This is a genomic window from Streptomyces sp. SID486 (assembly GCF_009865385.1).
Taxonomy (GTDB): Bacteria; Actinomycetota; Actinomycetes; order Streptomycetales; family Streptomycetaceae; genus Streptomyces.
In genome coordinates, this window is sequence record NZ_WWJT01000687.1 from 1 (window position 1) to 3,700 (window position 3,700).

Annotated in this window: 3 protein-coding genes and 1 pseudogene; 2 read left to right on the forward strand and 2 right to left on the reverse strand. The window is 76.1% G+C overall.

The genetic code is table 11. The features are described 5' to 3' along the window. Nucleotides 1–257 (forward strand): annotated as a pseudogene (locus tag GT045_RS31900) (hypothetical protein); the annotation flags it as partial. A 159-nt stretch (nt 258–416) separates the two neighbouring features. On the opposite strand, the gene GT045_RS31905 reads toward GT045_RS31900, so the two are convergent. Beyond that, nucleotides 417–1,313: a fused MFS/spermidine synthase gene (locus GT045_RS31905; RefSeq protein WP_161295424.1), complete on the reverse strand. Its 897-nt coding sequence runs from the start codon at nt 1,311–1,313 to the stop codon at nt 417–419. 34 nt (nt 1,314–1,347) lie between these two features. Further along, complete coding sequence (locus tag GT045_RS31910) at nt 1,348–1,758, reverse strand: hypothetical protein (protein WP_161336309.1); 411 nt, start codon at nt 1,756–1,758, stop codon at nt 1,348–1,350. Between the two features lie 266 nt (nt 1,759–2,024). Here GT045_RS31910 and GT045_RS31915 point away from each other — a divergent pair, with 266 nt between their 5' ends. Continuing rightward, nucleotides 2,025–3,518 carry a hypothetical protein gene (locus GT045_RS31915; RefSeq protein ID WP_202529207.1) on the forward strand — a complete coding sequence of 498 codons (1,494 nt, stop codon included), beginning with the start codon at nt 2,025–2,027 and terminating at the stop codon, nt 3,516–3,518. Nucleotides 3,519–3,700 lie beyond the last annotated feature (182 nt).

Below are 3,700 nucleotides of genomic sequence, written 5' to 3' on the forward strand. Positions count from 1 at the left end.
CCTCCCCCGCCGCCTCCGCCCCGGCCGCCGCTTCCGGGCGGGTGAAGTCCTACGACACCGACGGCGGCAGGGCGGTGTTCGACCTGGGGGCCGCCGACGCCACCCTCGTCTCCGCGACCCCGGGCACCGGCTGGTCGATGCAGGTGTGGAAGACGGAGAGCTGGATCCGGGTGGAGTTCGGGCGGGGCGCGGACCGGGTGTCGGTGTTCTGCACCTGGCACGACGGGCCGCCGCGGGTCGAGGTCGGGACCTACTGAGCCCGGGCCTGGCGGAACACCGAGGGCGCGGTGTTCCGCACCTGGCACGACGGGCCGCCGCGGGCCGGGTCGGGACCTACTGAGCCCGGGCCTGGCGGAACACCGAGGGCGCGGTGTTCCGCACCTGGCACGACGGGCCGCCGCGGGCCGGGTCGGGACCTACTGAGCCCGGGCCTGGCGGAACACCGAGGGCGGCGGGGCCGGTGAGGGCACCGCGGCCGCGTCCGTGACGGCTGGCGCGCCCCCGGTGAAGTCGGCGAGCGCGCGGCCGTGTTCGACCCGGCCGGGGTGGGGGTCGGAGGCGGCCCGGCGGGTGAGTTCGGCCAGCGGCAGCGGCTGGTCGGAGGCGACCAGGACCGCGTTGCCGAAGCGCTTGCCGCGCAGCACGGCCGGATCGGCGACCAGCGCGAGTTCCCCGAACCGGGCGGCGGCGGTGGCGATCTGGCCCCGCAGGTGGGCGAGCGGTGGGCCGTCGGCGAGGTTGGCCGCGTAGACACCGGAGGGTTTCAGGGCCCGGCGGACCTCGTCGAGGAACTCGGTGGAGGTGAGGTGGGCGGGGGTGCGGGCGCCGCTGAACACGTCGGCGACGACCAGGTCCGCCCAGCCGTCCGGCACCTTGGCCAGGCCCGCGCGCGCGTCCGCCGCGCGCACGCGGATCCGCGCGCCCGGGTCCAGGGGCAGCTCACGGCGGACCAGCTGGACCAACGCGGCGTCCCGTTCCACGATCTGCTGGGTGGAGCGGGGGCGGGTCGCGGCGACGTACCGGGCGAGGGTGAACGCCCCGCCGCCCAGATGTACGGCGTGCACGGGCTTGCCGGGCGGGGCGACGAGGTCGATGACATGGCCGAGGCGGCGCTGGTACTCGAAGGAGAGGTACGCCGGGTCGTCCAGGTCGACGTGCGACTGGGGCGCTCCGTCGATCAGCAGCGTCCAGGCCCGGACCCGGTCCGGGTCGGGCACGAGCTGCGCGAGCCCGCCGTCGACCGGCTCCTCGACGGCCGCGACGGCGGCCGACCTCCGCCCGCTCTTCCCGGACGCGCTTCTGGACCTGCCCACCGGTCCATTCTCGCAGCCGCGGCGGCGGCGCGCGTCACCGGCAGCTGTCGGCGGCCTCGATCAGCCGGGCCGCCTCGCCCAGGGCCCGGCGCAGCTCCATCGGGTCGGTGGCCAGGTCGGCCTCGCCGGGCGGCAGGAGCCAGTCGGAGCCCTCCACCGGTGGGGCGGGGTCGAGCCGCAGCCCGCGCCCGTCGGTCTCGGTGCAGGTGCTGCCGGGCACGTCCCAGCAGGCGGCGGTGCCGGCGGGCACCAGGAAGCCGAGGGTGTCGCAGCCGTCGTCGTGCAGGACGGGCCCCACCGCGTCGGCGGCTCCGCGCCGCAGGATGTCGACCGCCTCCAGCCCTTGCCGGGCCGGTACCGTCACGAGGTCGCATGCCGGGTCATCCGCGGCGGACGCGGACGACGACGGCGACGTACACGGTTCGTTGCTCTGGCTGGTCTCCATGCCGGCCTCCACCACACAGCCCTGTTGCGGTCCATGGAGTCCAACGCGCGAGTCCGTCAACGGCTACGGCACAAGTGCGCCGCAAAGGATGGCACTTCATGGCAGATCGCGCATGAGATATCCGGTTTGTAGGCAAACACCGCGTGGCGGGTCCTTCACAGCAGGTACGTTCATGCCCGCTGGAACCAGGGCGTCACACGGGCGGCTCGTCCCGAAATCGTCCCGGTCCCGGCATGGTTCGACGGTTCGCACGAGAGGACCCGGCCATGGCGTCGTCAACCGTGACCTCGTCACAGCCCGAACGGCCACCCCGGCCGAACCTGGCCTTCCGGCAGCTGCGCGCCCGGCGTTCGCCGGCCGAGTTCGCGGCGCTGGTGCGGCGGGCGGCGCGTGAGATCGGTGAGCGGGTGAGCTGTGACGCGCGCTACATCGGCAGGGTGGAGGCGGGCGAGATCCGCTGCCCCAACTACGCGTACGAACGGGTGTTCCTGCACATGTTTCCCGGCCGCACGCTCAGCGACCTCGGCTTCGCGCCCCGCTCGTCCGTCCGCGGCCGGGCGGCGCGCCCGGCCGCGGACCCACCGGAGACGTCCGCCTCCCGCGGGGTACCCGGTGAGTCACGAAGAGCCCTGGAGCCGTACGACAGGCAGGACCCGCACGAACCTCCCCCGCGTTCTCGGCTCCGCTCGAACAGGGGGGACCCCCATGCGAAAGACCCCCTGAACCACGAGGAGAGCGACGTGCTGCGTCGCGCATTCATGACCGGCGGAGGCGCCACGGTGGCCGCCGCCACGCTGGCCCCGCTGGGGCTCACCACCGGTGCCGCGGCGGCGGAGCGCCCGCCGCGGCGCGCCGGGACCCCCGAGGCGGCGGCGCTGGAGGAGGCGGTCCGCCGCATCCGGCTGCTCGACGACCGGCACGGCGCGGACGGCCTGTACCGGCGCGCGGCGGCTCCGCTGCGCGCCGCCTACGCGCTGCTCGACGCCGGCGCGACCCGTCAGACCACCGCCGACCGGCTGCACTCGGGCGCCGGTGAACTCGCCATCTCCGTCGGCTGGCTGGCCCACGACTCCGGCCGCTTCGACGACGCGCGCTCGCACTACGCGGAGGCACTGGCCACCGCCCGGGTGACCGGTGACGCGGGACTGGAGGCGCACGCCTTCTGCAACACCGCGTTCCTCGCCCGGGACGCGGGCCGCCCCCGGGAGGCGGTCCGGGCCGCGCAGGCCGCGCAGCGCGCCGCCCTGCCGCTCGGCTCCGACCGGCTGATGTCGCTGCTGGCGATGCGCGAGGCGGGCGGCTGGGCGGGGCTCGCCGACCGCACCGGCTGCGAGCAGGCACTGGTCCGCGCGCAGACCCTCTTCGCACGGGGCCGCTCGGACGCCGACCCCGAGTGGATGAGCTTCTACGGCGAGGCGGAGCTGGAGGGGCTGGAGGCGCAGTGCTGGTCCACGCTGGGCGACTGGCGGCGGGCCTCGCGGCACGCACGGCGGGCGGCGCGGCTGCAGGACCCGCACTTCACCCGGAACATCGCCCTCTACACCGCCGAGCTGGCCGACGACCTCGCGCGCGAGGGCCGTCCCGACGAGGCGGCGGAGGCGGGGCTGCGGGTGCTGTCCCTGCTGGACCAGGTCCAGTCCTCGCGCATCCAGGGCATGCTGGCGGGGACGGCGAGGGTACTGCTGCCGCACCGGCGGGCGTCGGGAGTGTCGGCGTTCCTGGACCGGCACGCCTCCACGCCACGCACCGGGAGGACCTAGCCCGGGCGGACGGACGGGCGAGAACGGCCGGGCGGGACGGCAGGGCAGGTACGGCCGGCGGGCACGGGAGGGCGGACGGCCGGGCGGTACGGGCGGGCGGTACGGGCGGGTGCGGCCGGGGCGCTGCCGCCGCACCGGCGGGCATCGGGTGTGTCGGCGTTCCCGGACCGGCACGCGCGCGC